22 protein-coding genes and 2 pseudogenes are annotated in these 20,586 nt (G+C 59.4%); 12 read left to right on the forward strand and 12 right to left on the reverse strand.

Annotation, left to right across the window (positions count from 1 at the left end; translation table 11 throughout):
- Positions 1-106 precede the first annotated feature (106 nt).
- The 3 genes and pseudogenes from ACQ4OE_RS19610 to ACQ4OE_RS19620 form a co-directional block, all read left to right on the forward strand.
- A complete protein-coding gene (locus ACQ4OE_RS19610) occupies positions 107-1,174 on the forward strand; it encodes a diguanylate cyclase (protein WP_430947669.1) in 1,068 nt (355 codons plus the stop codon).
- A gap of 278 nt (positions 1,175-1,452) precedes the next feature.
- Positions 1,453-2,136: pseudogene (locus ACQ4OE_RS19615) on the forward strand (PAS domain-containing protein); the annotation flags it as partial.
- A 108-nt stretch (positions 2,137-2,244) separates the two neighbouring features.
- Positions 2,245-2,682, forward strand: a pseudogene (locus ACQ4OE_RS19620) (methyl-accepting chemotaxis protein); the annotation flags it as partial.
- Positions 2,683-2,819: 137 nt separating this feature from the next.
- Here ACQ4OE_RS19620 and ACQ4OE_RS19625 read toward each other — a convergent pair.
- A complete protein-coding gene (locus ACQ4OE_RS19625) occupies positions 2,820-3,761 on the reverse strand; it encodes a LysR family transcriptional regulator (protein ID WP_430947614.1) in 942 nt (313 codons plus the stop codon).
- Between the two features lie 15 nt (positions 3,762-3,776).
- Between ACQ4OE_RS19625 and ACQ4OE_RS19630 the strand changes: the two genes are divergently transcribed.
- Positions 3,777-4,481 (forward strand): CTP synthase C-terminal region-related (seleno)protein, encoded by a 705-nt coding sequence (locus ACQ4OE_RS19630; RefSeq protein WP_430947615.1) that lies wholly within the window; start codon positions 3,777-3,779, stop codon positions 4,479-4,481.
- The gene (locus ACQ4OE_RS19635; RefSeq protein ID WP_430947616.1) at positions 4,481-4,786 is read left to right on the forward strand and encodes an antibiotic biosynthesis monooxygenase family protein; all 306 of its coding nucleotides are present in this window, start codon (positions 4,481-4,483) and stop codon (positions 4,784-4,786) included. Before ACQ4OE_RS19630 ends, ACQ4OE_RS19635 begins: the two co-directional genes overlap by 1 nt.
- A 125-nt stretch (positions 4,787-4,911) precedes the next feature.
- On the opposite strand, the gene ACQ4OE_RS19640 is transcribed toward ACQ4OE_RS19635, so the two are convergent.
- Positions 4,912-5,238, reverse strand: a complete 327-nt coding sequence (locus ACQ4OE_RS19640; RefSeq protein WP_430947617.1) for a DUF2025 family protein — start codon at positions 5,236-5,238, stop codon at positions 4,912-4,914.
- A gap of 221 nt (positions 5,239-5,459) precedes the next feature.
- Here ACQ4OE_RS19640 and ACQ4OE_RS19645 point away from each other — a divergent pair, with 221 nt between their 5' ends.
- Positions 5,460-6,587 carry a glycerophosphodiester phosphodiesterase gene (locus ACQ4OE_RS19645; protein WP_430947618.1) on the forward strand — a complete coding sequence of 376 codons (1,128 nt, stop codon included), beginning with the start codon at positions 5,460-5,462 and terminating at the stop codon, positions 6,585-6,587.
- Between the two features lie 105 nt (positions 6,588-6,692).
- Complete coding sequence (locus tag ACQ4OE_RS19650; protein WP_430947619.1) at positions 6,693-6,998, forward strand: PepSY domain-containing protein; 306 nt, start codon at positions 6,693-6,695, stop codon at positions 6,996-6,998.
- 89 nt (positions 6,999-7,087) lie between these two features.
- Here the strand turns inward: ACQ4OE_RS19650 and ACQ4OE_RS19655 are convergent, their stop codons facing one another.
- Positions 7,088-7,534: a hypothetical protein gene (locus tag ACQ4OE_RS19655; RefSeq protein WP_430947620.1), complete on the reverse strand. Its 447-nt coding sequence runs from the start codon at positions 7,532-7,534 to the stop codon at positions 7,088-7,090.
- A 109-nt stretch (positions 7,535-7,643) separates the two neighbouring features.
- A complete protein-coding gene (locus ACQ4OE_RS19660) occupies positions 7,644-9,266 on the reverse strand; it encodes a methyl-accepting chemotaxis protein (protein ID WP_430947621.1) in 1,623 nt (540 codons plus the stop codon).
- A gap of 275 nt (positions 9,267-9,541) precedes the next feature.
- On the opposite strand from ACQ4OE_RS19660, the gene ACQ4OE_RS19665 reads away from it, so the two are divergent.
- Both ACQ4OE_RS19665 and ACQ4OE_RS19670 read left to right on the forward strand, forming a co-directional pair.
- On the forward strand, positions 9,542-10,564 hold the full coding sequence (locus tag ACQ4OE_RS19665; RefSeq protein ID WP_122589478.1) for a transporter: 1,023 nt from the start codon (positions 9,542-9,544) through the stop codon (positions 10,562-10,564).
- Between the two features lie 199 nt (positions 10,565-10,763).
- The gene (locus ACQ4OE_RS19670) at positions 10,764-12,377 is read left to right on the forward strand and encodes an inorganic phosphate transporter (protein ID WP_430947622.1); all 1,614 of its coding nucleotides are present in this window, start codon (positions 10,764-10,766) and stop codon (positions 12,375-12,377) included.
- A gap of 124 nt (positions 12,378-12,501) precedes the next feature.
- Here the strand turns inward: ACQ4OE_RS19670 and ACQ4OE_RS19675 are convergent, their stop codons facing one another.
- A complete protein-coding gene (locus tag ACQ4OE_RS19675; protein ID WP_430947623.1) occupies positions 12,502-13,398 on the reverse strand; it encodes a LysR family transcriptional regulator in 897 nt (298 codons plus the stop codon).
- Positions 13,399-13,518: 120 nt separating this feature from the next.
- Between ACQ4OE_RS19675 and ACQ4OE_RS19680 the strand changes: the two genes are divergently transcribed.
- A complete protein-coding gene (locus ACQ4OE_RS19680) occupies positions 13,519-14,277 on the forward strand; it encodes an SDR family NAD(P)-dependent oxidoreductase (protein WP_430947624.1) in 759 nt (252 codons plus the stop codon).
- Between the two features lie 48 nt (positions 14,278-14,325).
- Here ACQ4OE_RS19680 and ACQ4OE_RS19685 read toward each other — a convergent pair whose 3' ends face one another.
- Positions 14,326-14,763, reverse strand: a complete 438-nt coding sequence (locus tag ACQ4OE_RS19685) for a multidrug/biocide efflux PACE transporter (protein ID WP_122589485.1) — start codon at positions 14,761-14,763, stop codon at positions 14,326-14,328.
- Positions 14,764-14,852: 89 nt separating this feature from the next.
- On the opposite strand from ACQ4OE_RS19685, the gene ACQ4OE_RS19690 reads away from it, so the two are divergent.
- Positions 14,853-15,707, forward strand: coding sequence for a LysR family transcriptional regulator (locus ACQ4OE_RS19690; RefSeq protein ID WP_430947625.1), 855 nt, complete (start codon positions 14,853-14,855; stop codon positions 15,705-15,707).
- A 107-nt stretch (positions 15,708-15,814) separates the two neighbouring features.
- On the opposite strand, the gene ACQ4OE_RS19695 is transcribed toward ACQ4OE_RS19690, so the two are convergent.
- The 3 genes from ACQ4OE_RS19695 to ACQ4OE_RS19705 are packed head-to-tail and all read right to left on the reverse strand — an operon-like array spanning position 15,815 to position 17,847.
- Positions 15,815-17,044 (reverse strand): RNA polymerase sigma factor, encoded by a 1,230-nt coding sequence (locus ACQ4OE_RS19695; RefSeq protein WP_430947626.1) that lies wholly within the window; start codon positions 17,042-17,044, stop codon positions 15,815-15,817.
- Entirely contained in the window at positions 17,037-17,381 is a 345-nt protein-coding gene (locus ACQ4OE_RS19700; RefSeq protein WP_008081988.1) for a YciI family protein, read from the reverse strand. The genes ACQ4OE_RS19695 and ACQ4OE_RS19700 overlap by 8 nt, the downstream gene beginning before the upstream one ends.
- Before the next feature lie 40 nt (positions 17,382-17,421).
- A complete protein-coding gene (locus ACQ4OE_RS19705; protein WP_430947627.1) occupies positions 17,422-17,847 on the reverse strand; it encodes a YybH family protein in 426 nt (141 codons plus the stop codon).
- A gap of 141 nt (positions 17,848-17,988) precedes the next feature.
- On the opposite strand from ACQ4OE_RS19705, the gene ACQ4OE_RS19710 reads away from it, so the two are divergent.
- A complete protein-coding gene (locus ACQ4OE_RS19710) occupies positions 17,989-18,474 on the forward strand; it encodes a GNAT family N-acetyltransferase (RefSeq protein WP_430947628.1) in 486 nt (161 codons plus the stop codon).
- Between the two features lie 221 nt (positions 18,475-18,695).
- Here the strand turns inward: ACQ4OE_RS19710 and ACQ4OE_RS19715 are convergent, their stop codons facing one another.
- From ACQ4OE_RS19715 to ACQ4OE_RS19725, 3 genes are all read right to left on the reverse strand, one after another.
- Positions 18,696-19,184 (reverse strand): GNAT family N-acetyltransferase, encoded by a 489-nt coding sequence (locus ACQ4OE_RS19715; protein ID WP_430947629.1) that lies wholly within the window; start codon positions 19,182-19,184, stop codon positions 18,696-18,698.
- A 120-nt stretch (positions 19,185-19,304) separates the two neighbouring features.
- The gene (locus tag ACQ4OE_RS19720) at positions 19,305-19,799 is read right to left on the reverse strand and encodes a GyrI-like domain-containing protein (RefSeq protein WP_430947630.1); all 495 of its coding nucleotides are present in this window, start codon (positions 19,797-19,799) and stop codon (positions 19,305-19,307) included.
- A 69-nt stretch (positions 19,800-19,868) separates the two neighbouring features.
- On the reverse strand, positions 19,869-20,531 hold the full coding sequence (locus ACQ4OE_RS19725; RefSeq protein WP_122589496.1) for a LysE family transporter: 663 nt from the start codon (positions 20,529-20,531) through the stop codon (positions 19,869-19,871).
- Positions 20,532-20,586: the final 55 nt, after the last annotated feature.

Consider the following 20,586-nt stretch of genomic DNA (forward strand, 5'->3'; position numbering starts at 1 on the left):
ATTATTCCCGTTGGAATAAATGACAATGTCCGACAATCGACCGACGGACGGTCGACCTGAGAAAAATACCGCAAAGTATTTCAGGATGAATTTCGCGCAGGGCATCATGGAAAACCAACGCGGCAAAGGCTTGTCATTCGCCCGACGCATCTACCTGCCACGGGCCATCGGTCTGGGGATTGGTTTCTTCAGCGTCGGTGCTGCGTTGTACCCGCTGAATCTGCCCGGCTGGGTCTGGGCGCTGCTGTTGTTCAACGGCTTCGCGTGGCCGCATCTGGCTTATCAAATCTCCATCCGCTCGACGTTCCCCTATCAGGCCGAACGCCGCAACCTGTTGTATGACTCGCTGTGCGGGGGATTCTGGGCGGCGAGTTTTCAGTTCAATCCGCTGACCACCGTGACCATCCTGTCGATGATGACCATGAACAATGTGGCCGCTGGCGGCTATCGACTGGTGGTGTTCGGCGCCCTCGCGCAACTGGCCGGCGTGCTGTTGGGTTGGTCGATTTTCGGTTTCAAATTCAGCCTGACCATGACGCAGACACAGGTCTGGGCTTGCCTGCCGATGCTCACGCTTTATCCATTGGCGTTGGGCATGGTCTGCTATCGCCTGGCGATTAAACTTTCTCAACACAAACGTGCGCTCAGTGCCCTCAGCCGTACCGACAGTCTGACGGGCCTGCTCAATCACGGCGCCTGGAAAGATCTGCTGCACCTGAAATTTCAACAGTGCCGACAGCACAACACGCACGCCATGCTGGCGCTGATCGACATCGATTACTTCAAAGTGATCAACGACAGTTATGGGCACATCGTCGGCGATGCCGCGCTGCGTCAGTTGAGCAAGGAACTTGGACAACTGCTGGATCAGCATGAACTGGCCGGGCGTTATGGCGGTGACGAGTTCTGCGTGATTCTGCCGAACCTGCCTTTGAACAAGGCCGAAGCCCTGATGGAGCAGTTGCGCAACGCTCTGCAACAGTATCGCCACCCCGATGTACCTGAGCTGCGAGTGAGCCTGAGTATCGGTTTGGCGAGTTATCAAAACGTGTACAAGGATGCGCTGGACTGGCTGGACGATGCCGACAAAGCGCTCTACACCGCCAAACACACGGGCCGCAATACCGTCAGTGTGGCTTTGAAACGTGCGATACCGGACAACGCCAACGCCTAAAAAGTTATACAAAATTACAAATATTTACTTTCTTGTACAAGTTTCTGGAATTTTGTATAAGTAGCCATCTGCCAGCTAAGGAATGATGGTATTGAGCGGTCATCACCGAATGTCATCCGCGCATTCGGTCTGTCAGCGCCGGAATAGGGACTGAATCCTTGATCGCCCTACCTCCAGAGCACTGAAACATGTTCTTCAATCGCCACAAGTCTGCCCTCGACGATCTCCAGCAAACTATCACCGAACAAAATGGCCTGCTTGATGCGATTAATCGCTCGATGGCGGTGATTGAGTTCGACCTCGATGGCGTAGTGCTCCGCGCTAACGACAACTTCCTCAAGACCATGGGTTACACCGCCGAACAGGCTATCGGCCAGCCCCATCGGCGCTTTTGCACAGCGGAATTCGGACGCAGCGCGCAATACACTGATTTGTGGTCACGCCTGAAGAACGGCCAGTTTCAGTCCGGTACGTTTGAACGGGTCGACGGCAGAGGCCAGCCCATCTGGCTCGAAGCCAGTTACAACCCGATCAAGGATGCCTCGGGCCGCGTGGTGAAAGTGGTCAAGTACGCCATGGACGTGACCGCCAAGGTGCAGCAGGAAAGCGAAGCCAATGCCAAACTGGAGGCGATTGATCGGGCGATGGCGGTGATCGAATTCAACCTCGACGGCAGTATTCTCACGGCCAATCAGAATTTTCTGACGCGCATGGGTTACACACTCGCCGAACTCAAAGGCAAACATCACCGTTTGTTCTGCACGCCAGCATTGGTCAACAGCAGCGCCTATGAGGATTTCTGGCGGCGCCTGAACCAGGGCGAGCTGTTCCAGGGTCAGTTCGAGCGCGTGGATAAACGCGGGCAAACGGTGTGGCTGGAAGCGAATTACAACCCGGTCTACGACGCTGCCGGCCGTTTGTGCAAAGTGGTGAAGTTTGCCTCGGATGTCACGGCGCGGGTCGAGCAGCATGAGCAGGATGCGCGTAGCGCCAGCGCGGCTTACCACATCTCGGTGGAGACGCGAAAAGTCGCCGAGCAAGGCACGCAGGTGATCCAGCAGGCTGCCAGTGAAATGCGCGACATCGCCGAGGACATTGCCGAGTCTTCAACATTGATTGCACAACTGGGCGAACGCTCCGAGCAGATCACTGCGATCGTCAACACCATCCGCGCGATTGCCGATCAGACCAATCTGCTCGCGCTCAACGCGGCGATTGAAGCGGCGCGCGCCGGTGAGCAGGGCCGTGGCTTTGCCGTGGTGGCGGACGAGGTGCGGCAATTGGCGGCCCGCACCAGCGGTTCGACGGCGGAGATTTCCAGCATGATCGGTCTGATCCAGAACGAAACTCGCCTGGCGATCAAGAGCATGGAAGGCACGCGGGGTCGCGCCGCTGAAGGTGTTGAGTTGGCGAATCAGGCGGGGACGGTGATTCTACAGATTCGTGATGGCGCCAGTGAGGCGGTGGATGCGGTGAGTATGTTTGCCAATGAGCGGGTGCCGGGTTAAACACAGGCCGACCGCGTCGCTGCCTTCGCGAGCAGGCTCGCTCCCACAGGTTGGGTTGTCGTACACAAAAGGTGTAGTCGATTCGAACTCTGTTGGAGCACGCTTGCTAGCGAATAGGCCAGCAGCGACAACGCCGATCACGGCAAGCGCAACGCTCGCCCGAGTTCATCGAACAACGTCACCACCGAACGCAACGCTCGGCAATCCGGGCGGGTCAGCAGCCACAACGCGGTGTCATAGCCGTGCAACGGTTCACTCAAAGCCTGTAAACCATCAGTGATCAAAAAGTCCGGCAGCGCCGCTACTCCCAGGCCGGCGCGAACCAGTTCGGTCACCGACAACATGCTGTTGCAGCGATAACCCGGGGTCACACCGGGCAGGTGCTGACGGCGCCAGGCGATGGTCGGGTGATCGGGCAGAAAGTCGTCGGGGGCGATCCAGGTCAGTGCGCTCAGGTCCGTAGGATCAATCTTCTCTAGATAGCGCGCACTGGCGCAAACCCGGTAGGAAATCTTCGCCAGTTGTCGTCCGACCAAGTGCTCCGGCGGTGTGCGCGTCAGACGCAGAGCGATGTCGGCATCGCGACGACTGAGGTTGGCGAAATCGTTGGAGGTGCTCAGCTCAATGGTCAGCGCCGGGTAGTTCGGCATGAATTGCGCCAGCGCGGGCAGCAGCAAACCTTGCAATACCGAATCAGTGCAGGTCAGGCGCACGGTGCCGCTGACCACTTCGCCGCCCTGCTCCACACCAATTCGCGCGGCCTCCAATGCCTGTTCAGCGCGTTCGGCTTGCTCGGCCAGCGTCTGCGCCAGCGTCGTCGGCAAGTAACCGGCGCGGCTCTTTTCGAACAGTTGCTGACCTAGCGCAGCTTCGAGCCGGCGTACGGCGCGGAATACCGTCGATACGTCGACCTTGAGCAACTGCGAGGCCCGGGCCAGAGAGCCGCCGCGCACCAGCGCGAGGATCAGCGCCAGATCCGGGTAGTCGAGTCGATAGTGCGTCGCTGCATTGATCACTTGGCGAAATGCCCATATTGAGTGCGTGAGCGCCAATCTATAGTGAGTGCCATCAATCAACAAGCGCAGGGAATTCCCATGGAAAACAGCGCCATCCGTATCGCCCTGATTGGCGATTACGACCCGCAAGTCACCGCTCACCAAGCCATCCCCGTGGCGCTCGGGCTGGTCGCCGAACTCCTCGGTCAAACGCTTCAATTCGAATGGTTGCCCACCGAGCAGATCCACGCCGAGACATCGCTGAAAGGCTTCAACGGTTTCTGGTGTGTGCCCGCCAGTCCCTACAAAAGTGAAGACGGCGCCCTGCGCGCCATTCGTTTTGCCCGCGAACAACAGCGCCCTTTCCTCGGCACCTGCGGCGGTTTTCAACATGCGGTGCTGGAATTTTCCCGCAACGTGTTGGGCTGGGTGGATGCGGAACACGGTGAAACATCGCCCGACTCTGAACGCGCGGTACTCACGCCGTTGACGTGTTCGCTGGTCGAGGCCGTGGACAGCATTCATCTGCTGCCCGGCTCATTGATCGCCAAGGCGTACGAAACGTCCGAAATTCGTGAAGGTTATCGCTGCCGCTTCGGAGTGAATCCGCAGTTCGAACGCGAGTTATTGAAGGATCGGCTACAAGCGGTGGGGCATGATTCAGCGGGAGATTTACGCGCGATCGAACTCACCGACCATCCGTTTTTTGTCGCCACGTTGTTTCAACCTGAGCGTGCGGCGCTCAAAGGATTGATGCCGCCGCTGGTTCGCGCGTTTGTTGAAGCTTGCACGGAGCGCCGCTGATGACGTCTTGTTACGCGGTGATTTTCACCTCGACCCGAACCGAGGGTGACAACGGTTATGCCGAGGCCGCTGAACGCATGGCGGCGTTGGTGAGCGAACAGCCGGGGTTTCTCGGTGTGGAGTCGGTTCGCGGGGCAGATGGCGTCGGGATCACGGTGTCGTATTGGCAGAGTGAGGCGGCGATTCTGGCGTGGCGGCAGCACCCTGAGCATCGGGTGATTCAGGCGCGTGGGCGCTCGGAGTGGTATTCGGCGTTTCATACGCGGGTGTGCAGGGTTGAGCGCGAGTATCGGTTCGGGCAATAAAATGGCGGCGTATCGGCAGCCGCCTTCGCGAGCAGGCTCGCTCCCACAGTGGATTTGTGAACACCACTGTTCCCATGTGGGAGCGAGCTTGCTCGCGAAGAGGCCCGAACTGTCACTACAAAACCTCAGCCGCGAACCAAATTCCGCACCGCCTCAATCTCCGGCACTTCAACCTTACTCATGTACACCCGCAACGGCTCGGTGATGTTGAGCCGGTCATCGATATGCTGATCCAGCAACAACTGAATCAACTCGCGTTTAAGCGTCATGGTCTGCGCCGTCGCTGGCGCCCAGACGAATTCATTCACAGGAATAATGCCGTCATCGGCCACGTCCATGCCGAACGAATCTTCGCTGAAACGCACGATGTACTGACCGGTCTTGCGATTGAGGCCGACAAAACCCTTGAGGTCGTCGGCCGCCTGGCAGATGAGTTGGGAGGTGATGCGCATGGTAAACCTCACGAAAAAGGATCGATGGTTTACACGCAGGGCAACTGAGCGGCGCGCCCTCTGCCGGGACGTCTGCCGAGGGCAAGCGTACTGCAAACGGCGCCACAAAAGCGTAGGAAAATTCGCTTTTAATACGTTTATGTCGGTCTGGCGATAGCACGCAATCGATTCAGTTGCTAAAAGGTACGTCTTTGAAAATGCCCCGCGAAAGGAATTCGAACATGCCCGCCACTTTCACCAAAAGCGCTCTGGTCCTGAGCCTGCTGCTCGGCCTCGGTCAGGCGCACGCCGCCACTCAGACCGATCCCGACGCCGTCGCTGCGGCGCATGGCATTCCGCATCCGGCAGTGATCGCCCACCGTGGCGCGTCGTTCGATGCACCTGAATCGACGGCGGCCTCCTACAAACTGGCGCGCGATCTGGGCGCGGACTATCTGGAAATGGATTTGCAGCGCAGCAAGGACGGCGTGCTCTTCGCCCTGCACGACGACAACCTGCAACGCACCACTGACGTCGCGACCAAGTTCCCAGAGCGCAAGGACAGCCCGGCCACGGCGTTCACCATGGCCGAACTGAAAACCCTCGACGCCGGCAGCTGGTTCAACAGCAAATACCCGGATCGCGCGCGCCCGTCCTACGCGGGGCTGAAAATTCTGACCCTCGATGAAATCATCGACATCGCCCAGGCCAATCCGCAACACAAGCCAGGCCTGTACATCGAGACCAAAGAGCCGCAACTGTTCCCGGGCATCGAACATGATCTGAAAGAAAAACTGCAGGATCGCGGTTGGCTCAGCCCGGCCGGTTCGAAGCTGGCGAAAAGTGCGCTGGGTGTCGGTCAGGGCAAAGGCAAGGTGATCCTGCAGACCTTCGAGAAAAACAGCCTCGAACTGCTGCAAAAAGAGATGCCGCAGGTGCCGAAGATCCTCCTGCTGTGGGTGGGCGCCGGCAGCATCGAACCGAAATCGAAAGTGACGTTTGCCGAGTCCGGCGAGAAGGACAAGAACGTGTTCTACGGTAAACAAGAGCCAAAATCCGAAGCTGAATTCAAGCAGTGGGTGGATTACGCCAAGGCTCAGGGTGCCGTCGGTACCGGTCCTTCGGCGAAGCTGACCCACGACGGCGATCAGAGCTATTCGGATCTGGTGCAACCGTGGATGAACAAGTACACCCACGATCAGGGCATGCTGGTGCACGTTTATACCGTTGACGAGCCAGTGGACTTCGAGAAGGTCATGGCCGCCGGTGTCGACGGCATCTTCACCAACCGCGCCAGCGAACTGTTGAAGTTCTATAAACGCCCGGCATCTACCAGTGTTGATCAAGTGTTGAAGAACAACGGCTTCTGATCGGCGAGCGAGGGCAGTTTGCTGGCGGTGCAAAGTTTTAAGGGTGAGTTAAGTTGCGCTGGTTAACCTGAGGCCACTTAAACGAGTCACCCAAGGAACGAACCGATGAAAACTTTGACTGCCCTGTTTACTGCTGCTGCCCTGACCCTCACCGCTGGCCTGGCCCAAGCCGATGTGCGTATCGACCAGGTTCCGCAACTGGTCAAGGAAGGCAAGATCAAGTCGCTGGAGTCGATGAACGCCGAAGCCTTGAAACTGCATCCGGGTGCGACCATCACTGACACCGACATCGATAACCACTTCAACGGTTACGAGTACGAAGTTGAACTCAAGACCGCTGACGGCAAAGAGTTCGACGTGGACTTCGATGCCACCACCGGCAAAGTGCTGAGCAACAAGCAAGACACTTGATTGCCCGCACCAGCAAAAGCCGCACGATTGAAAGGTCGTGCGGCTTTTTCATGCCTGACTGAAATCCTTGTAGGAGATTGCGTTGGGGCTTACGCCGAGGTGCTGACCAGTGAGCCGGCGGTGCTCGAATCCGAATCCTGCAGCGCCTGCAACAGCGAGGCAGTAGCGGTCGACAGCGACGCCGAGGTGGCGGTGATCTGCGCTTGCGCCGCCGCTACTTCAGTCGCTTTGGCATTCGAGCTTTCCTGTTTGGCCTGAGCCGCCTGCAGCGCTTGCTGTTCTTCCTGCAATTGCTTCTGCAGCTCGGCAATCTGCTTGCGCAGCTCCTTCACCGAATCCGATTCCTCACTGCTGCTGGAGCTGCTATCGCCCGCCGGCGCCGCACCACCACCCGCCGCGACTTTGCTGGTGTCAGCGCTCGTGCCAGTGCCGGCAGTTGCGCTGGTAGAAGTGTCGTCACCGACATCGGTGATCGCGGTTTTGCTGGTCGGTGTGGTGACGGTCTGATTGATCGAAACAGAAGTGATGCTGACCATGGAAAGGCTCCAATGCCGGTTATAGATAACCGGTCATCGACCACAGTCGCTTCAATTTGAGATCGACTGTGTACCGACTCGGTATCCGAACCGGTACACATCGGCTCCGTCACGCACTCAGGCGCGCAGTGACTTCGTTGAGTTGCCCGGACAGACCGTGCAGATTCTGGCTGGCGCTTTCGGTGCGCTGCACGTTGTCGAGATTAGTGCTGGCAATCGAGGTGATCTCGGTCAGGTTGCGCGAGATGTCCTCGGCCACCGAGGTCTGCTCTTCGGCAGCGGTGGCGATCTGACGGTTCATGTCGCGAATCGCCTCCACCGCGTGAGTGATGCGCTCCAGCATCGCCCCGGCCTGGGTCACTTGCTCGACGCTTTCATCGCTGCGCGACTGCCCGCTTTCGATGGCTTGCGCAGCATCCACCGCACCGGTCTGCACGTTCTGAATGATCTGGTTGATCTCGATGATCGACTCGGCGGTACGTTGGGCCAAATTGCGCACTTCATCGGCAACCACGGCAAAACCACGTCCGGCCTCACCGGCGCGCGCCGCTTCAATCGCGGCGTTGAGCGCCAGCAGATTGGTCTGTTCAGCGATGCCACGAATAACTTCCAGCACTTTACCGATGCGGCCACTGTCCGCTTCCAGACGACGGATAACGGTGGCGGTGTTGGCGATTTCGCCGCGCATCTGGGTGATCGAGTGGATGGTGCTCTGCATGACTTTCTCACCCTGTTGGGCGGACTGGTCGGCATCGTCGGCAGCTCGTGCGGCATCGGCGGCGTGACGCGCCACTTCCTGGGCGGTGGCGGACATTTCGTTCATCGCGGTGGCCACCTGATCGGTGCGGTTGAACTGCTCGTTGGTGCCGCCGGCCATGGTCGTGGCGATCGCGTTCAACTCGCCGCTGGCGCTGTCCAGATCACTGGCGCTGCGCTGCAAACGGGTGAAGGTTTCGGCAAGGAAATCACGCAAGGTGTTGGCGGCGGCGGCGAGGTTGCCCAGCTCGTCCTGACGGTCGCTGACCACGCGCTCGGCCAGTTTTCCGCGACTCAACTGAGTGACGTAATCAATCAGTTTGCGGATCGGCTCGACCAAGCTGCGATTGACCAGCCATAGGCTCAGCAAGCCAATCACCACCCCAGACGCGAGCATCACCAGCAGACCGAACAACACGGTGCGGTCGGCGTCAGCGCTGATCAACGCCGACTGCTCGGTGCCCTGTTTGCGCAACTCGGCAACCAGTTCGCTCATCTGATCACTGGTAGCCCGATCGACGCCTTTGACCGCCAAGTCGCCCGCCGTCGGATCACCACCGGCAGCGACATAGGCATCGCGCCCCTTCTGGTAGGCAGAACCGAGTTGACGATGCTCATCACGCAGCCGTTCGATGCGCGATTTCAGGCTCGGCTCGATGCCTTTCTGGCCGGCCAACTCGCCGAGGATGTTTTGCACGTCGCGCTGACGATCCTCGAACTGCCCCCAATACTTGCTCAGATCCGCCGGTTGCTTGCCGCGCAACAGAACGTTTTTCCATTCCTGCACCTGCACCTTGAATTGCAGGTTGGCTTCGTCGATCAGTTGCGAGGTGTGCAACGGGCCGGCGATCAACTGGCTGTAGCTTTGCACGCCGTTGGACAGGAAATGAAAACAGGCCAGCGCGATCAACAGCATCGCCAACAGACTGCCGCTCAGCAGGGCGAGAATTTGCGCTCTCAGGGATTTTTGCAGCATCGCAGGTACTCATGACAGGGATGAGGCACGCCCAAAACGAGCGTGAAAAAGTGGCCAGACTTCCCTGTCGGCGAACCTTGGCTCAAGGCCAGTGGCGCGCAAGCTAACTCACCTGTGATCGGCGCGCCAGAGCACTTCTTGAGAATCTCCCGACCATCGGTAAAGCTCTGATTTGACGTCATTTTGCTGTCACACAAACGTCATGTGACGTTGCGATGATGCCGCTCAGGTGAATCTGTAAACCCCGCACCACGCCCTCCTCGCAGCGAGCCGCCATGAACCACAGCCTCGATATCAGCCATCGCGATCCTGACCTGTTTGGCTTGCTCTACGGCTTTCGTTTTCTGCCCGGCGAACGCGGTCGCGAAGTCGATTCGGCCACGGCGTTGCGCTGTTTGCAGGACGACAATGACAATGGCGAATTCCTCTGGCTGCACCTCAATCTTGCGCACGCGGCGTGCGAGCGCTGGATGAAAAGCCATCTGCAATTGCCCGAAGAATTCTTCGAAGCGCTGCACGAAGGCTCGCGTTCGACGCGCATCGAGCATGTCGATTCGGCGTTGCTGGCGGTGGTCAACGATGTGGTGTTCAACCTCAGCAGCATGGTCTCGTCGGACGTGTCGACGCTGTGGGTGTGCGTGCGCAGCAAACTGATCGTCAGCGCGCGTTTGCAACCGCTGCATTCGGTGGACAAATTGCGCTCGTCGGTGAAGGCCGGCGAGCGCTTTCGTTCGCCGTCGGAACTGCTGGTGCATTTGCTGCGGGATCAGGGTGAAGTGCTCACGCAGATTGTGCGCAAGACCAGCCTGAGCGTTGATCAGATCGAGGACGAATTGCTCTCCTCACGGCTGTCGACCAACCGCGCTGAACTCGGCGCTAATCGGCGGGTACTGGTGCGCTTGCAACGGCTATTGGCGCTGGAGCCGGGGTCGCTGCTGCGCCTGCTCAATCGTCCGCCGCCGTGGTTGCAGAAGGAAGACGTCAAGGAACTGCGCAAATCCACCGAGGAATTTGCGCTGATCATCAACGACCTCACGGCGCTGGGTGAGCGGATCAAACTGCTCCAGGAAGAGATCGCCGCCAACCTCAACGAACAAAGCAACCGCACGCTGTTTACCCTGACGGTGGTGACGGTGCTGGCGCTGCCGATCAACATCATTGCCGGTTTTTTCGGGATGAATGTGGGCGGCGTGCCGTTGTCGCAGGATCCGGAAGGGTTCTGGATTTTGGTGGCGCTGGTGGCGACGTTCACCGTGATTGCCGGGCGGTGGGCGTTTCGTAAGCGCGGGGATTACTGACGTCCCCACACGCTCGTTTCCACGCTCTGCGTCACAGGGACGCGGAGCGTCCCGGGCGGCATTCCCACGCGGAGCGTGGGAACGAGCAGGAGACCGACGGTTGGGCTATTCATCCAAACACTGATCTGCCGCAGTCTCTCTGTAACATTCTGCAATGATCATGGGCGACATTCCTTCCCTCGCTGAGGATTGTCCGCTCATGGCTACTCCCTCCCTGACCGCCAGCCCCGCCTCCGCCGCCAGCGGCAGGCCGGCGCTGGACAAGAAAACCGGCCCGTTCACCTACGTGATTTTCTTCGCGGTGTTGGCGATGGGGATGCTGTTTACCGCCTACAGCCTGATGCACGACATGCACGAACTCGGCACGGTGGTGACCACTTGGACACCGTTCCTGCTGCTCGGCGTGGCGCTGTTGATTGCCTTGGGCTTCGAATTCGTCAACGGCTTCCACGACACCGCCAACGCCGTCGCGACAGTTATTTACACCCACTCGCTGCCGCCGAATGTCGCGGTGGTCTGGTCGGGTTTCTTCAACTTTCTCGGTGTGTTGCTTTCCAGCGGTGCGGTGGCGTTCGGCATCATCGCGTTGCTGCCGGTGGAGTTGATTCTGCAGGTCGGATCGTCTGCCGGTTTCGCGATGATTTTCGCTCTGCTGATCGCCGCGATCCTGTGGAACCTCGGCACTTGGTGGCTGGGTTTGCCGGCGTCGTCTTCGCACACGCTGATCGGTTCGATCATCGGCGTCGGCGTCGCCAATGCCTTGATGCATGGCCGCGACGGCACCAGCGGTGTCGATTGGGCGCAGGCGACCAAGATCGGTTACGCGCTGCTGCTCTCACCGCTGGTGGGTTTCGGTTGTGCGGCGCTGTTGCTGCTGGCGCTGCGTACCTTCGTGAAGAATCGCTCGCTGTATAAAGCCCCGCAAGGCAACACCCCACCGCCGTGGTGGATTCGCGGTTTGCTGATCGCCACTTGCACCGGCGTGTCCTTCGCCCACGGTTCCAACGACGGGCAGAAAGGCATGGGCCTGATCATGCTGATTCTGGTCGGCACGTTGCCGATGGCGTACGCCTTGAACCGCACCATGCCCGAAGAACAATCGCTGCAGTTCGCCGCTGTGGCGCAAGTCACTCAGCAAGCGCTGGTGAAAAGTTCACCGCTGCCGGCACCCGCCGATCCGCGACCGATTCTTTCCGATTACGTGCGCAGCAAGGAAGCCACGCCGCAACTGATCCCCGCCCTCGCCGCCCTCACCGGGCACATCGGCGAAGAAGTCAGGGGCTACGGCTCGTTGGCGAAAGTCCCAGCCGAAGCCATGGGCAACGTGCGTAACGACATGTACCTCGCCAGCGAAAGCATTCGCTTGATGGACAAGAACAAGGTCGGCAATTTCGACGCCGACACCAGCAGCAAGCTGCAACTGTTCAAGCAACAGATCGACAACGCCACGCGGTTCATTCCGCTGTGGGTGAAGATCGCCGTGGCCATCGCGCTGGGGCTGGGCACCATGGTCGGCTGGAAGCGGATTGTGGTGACGGTCGGCGAGAAGATCGGCAAGACCCACCTGACTTACGCGCAAGGTGCGTCGGCGGAAACTGTGGCGATGCTGACCATCGGTGCGGCAGACATGTTCGGTTTGCCGGTGTCGACGACCCATGTGTTGTCGTCGGGTGTGGCGGGGACCATGGTTGCCAATGGCGGTGGATTGCAGATGAAGACCATCCGCAATCTGCTGATGGCGTGGGTGCTGACGTTGCCCGCCGCTATCCTGCTGTCCGGCAGCCTCTACTGGTTGTTCACCCAGATTTTCTGACCCTCCGCAATTCCCCTTGTGGGAGCGAGCCTGCTCGCGAAAGCGCTGGATCAGTCAACTCAGCACTGACTGACACGCCCCCATCGCGAGCAGGCTCGCTCCCACATTGGTTTTGCGTTCAGGTTCAGAGCGCAGAGCGAATCAAATCGCCGAGCCAATCCATAAATACCCTGACCCGCAACGGCAAATGCCGTTGCCGCGCATAGAGCAATGAAATCCCCATCGCCGGCGCCGTAAATTGCGGCAACACCGTGACCAACTCACCATTTTCCAGGTGCGGCTGCATCCCGGTGCGCGGCACTTGCGTCAGACCAAACCCGCCCAGACACGCCGACTCATAAGCATCGGTGCTGTTGACCGTGATGCTGCCCGCCATCGGCAAGCGTTTCACCTGCCCGCCCTCCTCGTACACAAAGCCTTCCGACCGCGAGCCGAGCACGCCGACGTAATGCACCAGCCGATGCTGCGCCAGATCTTCGAGCGTTTGCGGCACGCCATAGCGTTCGAGGTACGCCGGGCTGGCGCAGTTGATCATCGGGAAATCGCCCAGGTGTCGCGCCACCACCGATTGATCCGGCTGCGCGCCGATGCGCACCACGCAATCGAAACCCTCGCTGAGCAGATCGACCCGGCGGTCGGTGCTGCTGATTTCCAGCTCAAGATTCGGATGGCGATCCATGAATTGCGGCAGGCGCGGCATGACCAGACGCCGCGCGAGAATGTTCGGCATGTCGACACGAATGCGCCCGGTCAACGACGCCTCGTCCTGGCGGAACAGGCCTTCGATCTCGTCCATGTGCGAGAGCAAGTCCTTGCTGCGTTCGTAAAGCACCAGGCCATCCTGGGTTGCTTGCACCTTGCGCGTGGTGCGTTGCAACAGGCGCGTGCCGAGCAAGGTTTCCAGCGCTTGAACATGTTCGGACACGGTGGAGCGTGGCAAGCCGAGGCTTTCTCCGGCGAGGGTAAAACTCGACAGTTCGCTGACGCGGACGAAGGTGCGCAGCAGTTCCAGTTTGTTCATGGCAGGCCTTCGATTGTTCGGCTGAGCCGATCAGTGATTCCGATTTCAGTCTGTTTATCACCTCCGGGCGGATAAATACACTAAGTCCCATCACCACTCACCGCAATCGAGGAAGCCTGCATGAATCGCAAAATCGTATTGATCACTGGCGCCAGCCGTGGCCTGGGCAAGAACGCCGCCCTGCACCTCGCCGCTCAAGGCGTCGACATCATCGGCACTTACCACAGCCGCGCCGATGAAGCGCAGGCGCTGGTCGTGGAACTGGAAAAACTCGGCGCCAAAGCCGTGATGCTGCAACTGGATGTGGGCCGCAGCGAGAGCTTTGCCGACTTCGGTACTCGGGTTGAGCAAGCGTTACGGCAAACTTTCGACCGCCAGCGCTTCGATTTTCTGATCAACAATGCCGGGGTCGGTCTGCATGTGAGCTTCACCGAGACCAGCGTCGAGCAATTCGACATGCTGATGAACGTGCATTTCAAAGGGCCGTTCTTCCTGACCCAGCAACTGTTGCCGCTGATTAACGACGGCGGCCGCATCATCAACATTTCTAGCGGTCTCGCGCGTTTCACCATCCCGGGTGCCAGCGCCTATGCAGCGATGAAAGGCGCGATTGAAGTGCTGACCCGCTATCAGGCGAAAGAACTCGGTGCACGGCAGATTGCCGTTAACACCTTGGCGCCGGGCGCGATTGAAACTGATTTTGGTGGCGGCACCGTCCGCGACAATGCGGCGGTCAATGCGATGGTCGCCGACAACACCGCGCTGGGTCGCGCCGGTCAGCCGGATGATATTGGCGGGGCGCTGGCGCTGTTGCTTTCGCCGGGAGCGAAATGGATCAATGGCCAACGCGTCGAAGCCTCCGGCGGCATGTTCCTGTAAATTCCGCGCACGAAAAATCGCAGCCTTCACGGGCTGCGATTGTTTTGTTTAACCCTGACACGCATTGCGCATCATCACGCGCTCACGCACCACGTCATACCCCCAGTGATACACGTAGGTGTACGGCAGGAAGAACAGCAACACGCCGATATCGAGCAAGAACGCCTGCCACAGGCTGACCGACAACCACCAGGCAATCAGCGGCACGCCCATCACGATCAATCCGCCTTCGAACAGCAGCGCATGCACCACTCGCACCCAGGCGTTGTGCGCGACATTCAGGCGCTCAAGGGTGCGGTCGAAGAAGCGGTTGAACACCACGTTCCAGGCCAGCGCCAGCAGCGCGATCAACACGGTCACCGCGCCCATTTCCAGCATCGGTTTTTGCATGATCCACGCCAGCAACGGCGTGCAGATCAGGATGGCCAGCAGTTCGAAACCAACCGCTTGAAAAATACGTTCGGTGAGGGATTTGTTGGCCGTCATGACCAGACTCCTTGAGTGAAGATGGTTGCCATGATCTAGCCTCAAACCGATACTTCATAATCAATAACCATCGATCAAGGCGATAGTTGATGATTTCTCAGGAAGTGCTGTTGGCATTCGTGCAGGCGGCCACGCAAGGCTCGTTTTCCGCGGCGGCGCGCAAGTTGGGGCGCAGTCAGTCGACAATCAGCGCGGCGGTGGCCAGTCTGGAGATCGATCTGGATCTGGTGCTGTTCGACCGCAGCAGCCGCAAACCCACACTGACCCCGGCCGGCCACGTCATGCTGCAACGGGCCGAAGCGATTCTCGCCGCCAGCAGTCGCCTGGAAATGACCGCGCGGCAGTTGTCGCAAGGCGTTGAGCCGAAACTGACCGTGGCGATTTCCGACACTTATCAGTCGTATCGTTTCGAAGCGGCGTTGGTGGATTTTGAGCAGCGCTATCCGGATATGGAGCTGGAATGCCTGATCGCCGAATGCGACGACTTGATCGAACTGGTGCAGCGCGGTCGCGCGCATCTGGCCTTCGCCGAAATGCAGGAGAACTATCCGCCGGATCTGGCGACCTCGACGGTGGCCGAACGCACGGAAATTGCTTTGTTTGTTAATCGCGACCACGCGTTGGCCAAGCTTGATCACGTCGATCAGCACATCCTTGAGCAACATCGAGAATTGCGTCTGGCGACCATCGTCAATCCGTACGACAGCCGTGGCAAAGGCCGGGTGTGGTCGGCGCCGAGTTATCTGATGCTGCTGGAAATGGCCGAGAAAGGTTTCGGCTGGGCGCCGTTGCCGCGCTGGCTGGCGCAGCGTTTCGGCAATGACTTGCTGGTGGAATTGAACGTGCGTGGCTGGCCGAAACCTGTGTTTGTCGATGCCTTGTGGTCGCGGCTGTATCCGCCGGGGCCGGCGGGGAGTTGGTTGTTGAGCAAAATGCTGGAATAGGCGGTGACCCCATTCGCGAGCAGGCTCGCTCCCACAGAGAAATGCATTCCAAAGGTGGGAGCGAGCCTGCTCGCGAAGAGGCCGGCAGTGCCAGCGAAGATTTCAGCTCAACCCAACTTGCTCAACCGCCCCTCGATAAACCGCCGCTCCGGCTCTTGCCGTGTCAATTCCAAGGCCCGCACATACGCCGCCCTCGCCTCCTCCACCCGACCCAACTGCCGACAAAACTCCGCCCGCGCCGAATGCGCCAAGTGGTAATCCTGCAATTCCCCCCGCGCCAAAATCCCTTCAATCAGATTCAACCCGGCCAATGCCCCATCACGTTTGGCCACCGCCACCGCTCGATTCAGCTCGATTACCGGCGACGGCACCGCGCGCAACAGCACGTCGTACAAACCAACGATCTGCTGCCAATCCGTCTCCGCCGCCGTTGGCGCCTCAGCATGAACCGCCGCAATCGCCGCCTGCAAACAGTACGGGCCGAAGCGCCGCGTGGTCAGTGCACGTTCGACCAGCGCACAGCCTTCAGCAATCAACCCGGCATCCCAACGCGTGCGATCCTGATCATCCAGCAGCACCAGTTCACCGTCCGGCGAAGTGCGCGCCGAGCGTCGCGATTCGTGCAACAGCATCATCGCCAACAGCCCCATGACTTCAGGTTCCGGCAACAACTCCATCAACAATCTGCCGAGCCGGATCGCCTCGCGGGTGAGATCTTCTCGGGTCAACTCAGCCCCGACCGACGCCGAATAGCCTTCGTTGAACACCAGATAAATCACCCGCAACACGCTGTCGAGGCGTTCGGGCAATTCGCTGAGGCTCGGCACTTGATAAGGGATTTTCGCGTCACGGATCTTGGCTTTCGCGCGCACGATGCGTTGGGCAATCGCCGCCGGTGCGCAGAGAAAGGCGCGGGCGATTTCCTCGGTGCTCAGGTCGCAGACTTCGCGCAAGGTCAGCGGCACTTGCGCGTCCGCCGCCAGCGCCGGGTGACAACAGGTGAAGATCAGCCGCAGACGATCGTCTTCCACGTCTTCGCCACTCCAGTCGGCCTGTTCGAGTTCTTCCAGTTGCGCCACCAGCATCGGCTGCGAGGCCTTGAACCGCGCACGGCGGCGCAACACATCAATCGCCTTGAAGCGCCCGGTCGACACCAGCCAAGTGCGCGGATTGTCCGGTACGCCGTCGCGTTGCCAGCGCTCGACCGCGACGAAGAACGCCTCGTGCAAGGCTTCTTCGGCGAGGTCGAAATCTCCGAGTAGGCGAATCAGCGTCGCCAGAATCCGCCGCGAGTCTTCGCGATAGACCTGCTCGACCCGCGCCCGGACCTCAGACATTCAACTGCCGCACCGGACGCACTTCAACGCTGCCGACCCGCGCCGCCGGGATATTGCCGGCGACCTGGATCGCTTCGTTGAGGTCTTTGGCGTCGATCAGATAGAAACCCGCCAGTTGTTCCTTGGTTTCAGCGAACGGGCCATCGGTGATCGACAGTTTGCCGTTGCGCATGCGCACGGTGGTGGCGGTCTGCACCGACTCAAGCGCCTCGGCGGCCACCATCCGGCCGCTGCCCTGAATCGACTCGGCGTAGGCCCAGCACTCGGCGTCTTCCGGGCTGTCGGGCGATGAATGCAGCAGGCGCTCGTCGCTGTAGACCAGGCATAAATACTTCATGGCGTTCTCCTGATTCGGACGGTTCAACTATGGCTGAAGATCAGGGAGTCACATCAAACAGGGTCGCGCCGCTCATCGGATCGAACGGGGCGGACCAGTGTTCGTGGGCGATCTTCCAGGCCCCACCGACCTGGCGATAGCAGGCGGTGACGCGCATCCAGCAGCTCTGGGTTTCACCCTTGTCGTTGGTGCCGCCGCAGTTGGCGACCCAATGGGCGAAGGCGATGTTGTCGGTGCTTTCGATGGCGATTTCGTGGAATTCGAAGATGTGCGGGCCGGGGCACATTTCCATGCACGCGACCCAGTGCTCGCGGTAGGCGGGTTTGCCTTTGAATTGCAGGGCCTTGATCGCGTCGAACGAGACGATGTCGTCGGCGTACAGCGCCATGACTTTCTCCACGTCCTTGGTCATGACGGCGTCGCGGTAGGTGTTGATCAGGGTCTGGATTTCAGTGTCTGCGCTCATGGGGTTCTCCGTGGTTTTTGTTGTGAAGACACCTTTAGTCGCTCGGCGAACGGGCAGATCGACAGACGAAACAAAAAATTTCCGCAGAAGACAAAATCGCTAGAATCCGAGACTCACCTTTGTAGGAAAAAGGAAATTCCCGTGTCAGCCCAACTCGTGCCGTACGACAGACTCAACGCTTTGCAGCGTGAGCAAGTCGAAGCGATTGAAATCCATGCCGAGCAGATCAAGTTCTCTGGCGATATCCATGGTGCCTTGCACACGCTGCTGTCGAAACCCGGCCCCGGCGTGAAGGGGTTTGCGCTGCTGGCGGATGAAGTGCCGGTGGCGTTTCTGCTGCTCAAACGCCCGCCGGTGTTGCCGGCCTGGGCTAATGAGCACAGCGCCACTTTGCATGCGCTGCAGGTTGATCGCCGCGCGCAGGGCAAGGGTTACGGCAAAGCGTGCCTGCGGGCGCTGCCCGAGGTCGCGCGTCAGGCGTGGCCGGAGATCAAAGGACTGGAATTGTCGGTGGACGCGGATAACGACGCGGCCATCGCGTTGTATGCCAAACACGGCTATGTCGACAGCGGCGAAGCGTACAAGGGCCGGATCGGTTTCGAACGGCGCATGGGCCTGGTTTTCTAAGGCATCGAGGGATGCTCGATGCCGAAACCTACGACCGGGAAGCGCCGAAACGGGTCACCGACACCCTTTACTGACACTCCTGCAGATGATCGTTCCCATGCTCCGCGTGGGAATGTCTCCTGTGACGCTCTGCGTCACGACTTGGGGACGCGAAGCGTCCCCGGCTGCATTCCCACGCGGAGCGTGGGAACGATCAGTACAGGTTTAATCGGTGTTTGGGGTCAGAGAGTCAGGATCATCTCGTGCCAGGCCATGCCGCCATGATCCGACTCGGACGGTTTGATGTAGGCAAAGCCAAACCCGGCATACAGCGGGATGTGTTTTTCTTTGCACATCAGATGAATCGTCGCTTTATCCATCCCGCGCATGCGCTCGATGAACTCACCCATCAAACGCTTGGCCAAGCCCTGCCCTTGATAGTCCGGGTGCACCACCACTGACATGATCACCACATTCGGCCCTTTCGGGTCATGGCCGATCAGTTCCTTGAACGCCTCGTCGGACATCTGCACATCAAACGCCGCGCCCGAATTGACGAACCCCGCCACCACACCATCCACTTCCGCCACGACAAAGCCTTCCGGCCAGGTGGCGATGCGCGTGGCGATTTTTTCACGTGTGGCCGCTTCATCGCCTTCGTAGGCAACGCTTTCGATGGCGTAGCAGCGATCCAGGTCGGCGGCGGTGACGTTACGGATAGTGGTGTTCATGGCAGCTCGACAATCAGCAGAAGAAAGTGCCGAAAGCATAAAGGAATCGAGGGGGCATATCGATCCGCAGAGGCCACAAACGAAAGAGGCGGATCATTGCTCCGCCTCTTTATCGCTGACTCAGCTTTTGCTATCGACCGGCACGCAGATTTCCAGTTTGCCGGTGTGCAGGCGTGGATTGAAATCCGCGCTGTAACGCTCCAGCTCCGGGGCGTTCAGCTCCACGTAGTGAGAGGTCGGCAACCAGGTTTTGTAGATGTATTGCAGGGTTTGCGGCAGCTGATCGAGTGGCCCTTGATGTTCAAACACCGCGTACTGGCGCGGCAGCACTTCGACCCACTGATAGACCTTCTGGTCGAGGTCATCGAGCTTGCTGATTTCCACCCCGGCGATGTAATCGAAACCACCCTTGCCGTCGAAGTTGCTGCAGACGCCGTAGGTCACTTCGTTTTTTTGTCCCTGTATCTTCCCCAAGTGCGGCAAGAACTTTTCCCACAACGCCGGGATGTCCTTGGCAGTGTCTTGAGTAAATCGTCCACGAAAACCTGCAATCAGCAGGAAGTGTCCATGTTCGAAGCGAGGCTCAGCGACTTCGAGGCGTGTTTGCTCATCCATGACGCGACTCCTGGCACAAAAAAAAGGGGTTCGGCTGGGAGTATAGAAAGCCAAACCCGTTTCGCACGGTTACAGCGCGTGCAACTGCTCGACGGCACCGGAACCGACGAATTCGTTGTAGCCAGAGACGATCACGTAAACCGCGAAATAGCAGAAGATCGCTGCAGATGCCATGTAGGAATAGCGCAACAGCTTGTCGCCGAGCAGCTTGCCACCATGGCTGGCGGCGAAGCATAGACCCGCCGACCACAGCAGCCCGGCGCACACAAAACCACCAAGAAACAGCGCTGAACTCACCGGTCCACCGCCACCGGAACGGGCGATCAACGTACCGCCCACCGCGGCAAACCAGAGAATCGCACTTGGCGACGACATGGCGAGGAAAATCCCTCGGAAGAACTCCTTGCGATGGGAGTTCTGCCCCACCTCGGCGGTCGCCGCCAGTTGCGCTTCGTGATGGATCGCCGAGTAAATCATCTTCGCTGCAAAGTAGATCAGCAGCACAGAACCGCCGATCCACAGCACCCAGCGTACAGTTTCGTATTGCAGCAAAACGGTCATGCCGGCCAGCGCCAGCACCGCGTAAATCAGGTCGCCGACGCAGGTGCCGAGGCCCAGAGCAAAGCCCTGAAAGTAACCGCGCTGCATCGCCAGTGTGATCATCGCGATGTTGGCCACGCCGATATCCAGGCACAGCGAAAGGCTCAGCAAGAAGCCGCTGGTGAATTCCATCTACCGATTTCCTTGGGACAAAATTGTTTACAAACGGGCTGGACAGTATGCCATC

This window comes from Pseudomonas sp. WC2 (assembly GCF_050586545.1).
GTDB lineage: Bacteria > Pseudomonadota > Gammaproteobacteria > Pseudomonadales > Pseudomonadaceae > Aquipseudomonas.

Coding starts and splice junctions, on each gene's coding strand:
- ACQ4OE_RS19610 (WP_430947669.1), top strand. CDS start 107: ATGGAAAACCAACGCGGCAAAGGCTTGTCATTCGCCCGACGCATCTAC.
- ACQ4OE_RS19630 (WP_430947615.1), top strand. CDS start 3,777: ATGGAAAACAGCGCCATCCGTATCGCCCTGATTGGCGATTACGACCCG.
- ACQ4OE_RS19635 (WP_430947616.1), top strand. CDS start 4,481: ATGACGTCTTGTTACGCGGTGATTTTCACCTCGACCCGAACCGAGGGT.
- ACQ4OE_RS19640 (WP_430947617.1), bottom strand. CDS start 5,238: ATGCGCATCACCTCCCAACTCATCTGCCAGGCGGCCGACGACCTCAAG.
- ACQ4OE_RS19645 (WP_430947618.1), top strand. CDS start 5,460: ATGCCCGCCACTTTCACCAAAAGCGCTCTGGTCCTGAGCCTGCTGCTC.
- ACQ4OE_RS19650 (WP_430947619.1), top strand. CDS start 6,693: ATGAAAACTTTGACTGCCCTGTTTACTGCTGCTGCCCTGACCCTCACC.
- ACQ4OE_RS19655 (WP_430947620.1), bottom strand. CDS start 7,534: ATGGTCAGCATCACTTCTGTTTCGATCAATCAGACCGTCACCACACCG.
- ACQ4OE_RS19660 (WP_430947621.1), bottom strand. CDS start 9,266: ATGCTGCAAAAATCCCTGAGAGCGCAAATTCTCGCCCTGCTGAGCGGC.
- ACQ4OE_RS19665 (WP_122589478.1), top strand. CDS start 9,542: ATGAACCACAGCCTCGATATCAGCCATCGCGATCCTGACCTGTTTGGC.
- ACQ4OE_RS19670 (WP_430947622.1), top strand. CDS start 10,764: ATGGCTACTCCCTCCCTGACCGCCAGCCCCGCCTCCGCCGCCAGCGGC.
- ACQ4OE_RS19675 (WP_430947623.1), bottom strand. CDS start 13,398: ATGAACAAACTGGAACTGCTGCGCACCTTCGTCCGCGTCAGCGAACTG.
- ACQ4OE_RS19680 (WP_430947624.1), top strand. CDS start 13,519: ATGAATCGCAAAATCGTATTGATCACTGGCGCCAGCCGTGGCCTGGGC.
- ACQ4OE_RS19685 (WP_122589485.1), bottom strand. CDS start 14,763: ATGACGGCCAACAAATCCCTCACCGAACGTATTTTTCAAGCGGTTGGT.
- ACQ4OE_RS19690 (WP_430947625.1), top strand. CDS start 14,853: ATGATTTCTCAGGAAGTGCTGTTGGCATTCGTGCAGGCGGCCACGCAA.
- ACQ4OE_RS19695 (WP_430947626.1), bottom strand. CDS start 17,044: ATGTCTGAGGTCCGGGCGCGGGTCGAGCAGGTCTATCGCGAAGACTCG.
- ACQ4OE_RS19700 (WP_008081988.1), bottom strand. CDS start 17,381: ATGAAGTATTTATGCCTGGTCTACAGCGACGAGCGCCTGCTGCATTCA.
- ACQ4OE_RS19705 (WP_430947627.1), bottom strand. CDS start 17,847: ATGAGCGCAGACACTGAAATCCAGACCCTGATCAACACCTACCGCGAC.
- ACQ4OE_RS19715 (WP_430947629.1), bottom strand. CDS start 19,184: ATGAACACCACTATCCGTAACGTCACCGCCGCCGACCTGGATCGCTGC.
- ACQ4OE_RS19720 (WP_430947630.1), bottom strand. CDS start 19,799: ATGGATGAGCAAACACGCCTCGAAGTCGCTGAGCCTCGCTTCGAACAT.
- ACQ4OE_RS19725 (WP_122589496.1), bottom strand. CDS start 20,531: ATGGAATTCACCAGCGGCTTCTTGCTGAGCCTTTCGCTGTGCCTGGAT.